At 44.7% G+C, this 463-nt stretch carries 1 protein-coding gene; it reads right to left on the bottom strand.

From position 1 onward, the window contains the following. Window positions 1-463: tagatose 1,6-diphosphate aldolase (locus HMPREF2766_RS10355; protein ID WP_148131187.1), on the bottom strand; the 463-nt coding region annotated here is incomplete at both ends.

Here is a 463-nt window from a genome sequence, read left to right as displayed (position 1 = left end):
AGCACCGATAACCTTGTGTGGTTTTACTTTGGCGTATTCTGCAGAGCCAGCATCAGCGATTTTTTCATCGTAAGCCAAGATTTCAAGGAAGAATGGAATGTCTTCCGCCACACACTCAGAACCGATGCGTTCGATGTAGGCTTGTTTTTGTTGGTTGAGTTCGTCAGAGCTGTCTACATCGTAGTAAAGCAAGAATTTGACAGCATCAGCGCCTTGTTCTTTGATGCGTTTTGTAGACCAAACATCCAAGCAGTCAGGCAAGCGTTTAGTGCTTGTTGTGTCGTATCCTGTTTTTTCATAAGCAAGGAGAAGACCAGCATTTGGAGCAAGCGCTTTTGTAGCTGGAAGTCCATACTCAGGGTCAAGGAGCATTGATGATGCGTATTTGGTCAATTCATCTGCTACCAAGACTTTGAGTTCTTCCATTTGAGCCACTGTTGGCTCTTCTGTTTGGTATTGAGCC

The organism is Streptococcus sp. HMSC076C08 (assembly GCF_001810825.1).
In the GTDB taxonomy this organism is placed as follows: Bacteria; Bacillota; Bacilli; order Lactobacillales; family Streptococcaceae; genus Streptococcus.
The sequence above is the reverse complement of the archived record's forward strand: the minus strand, read 5'-3'. Positions and strand labels throughout refer to the sequence as shown.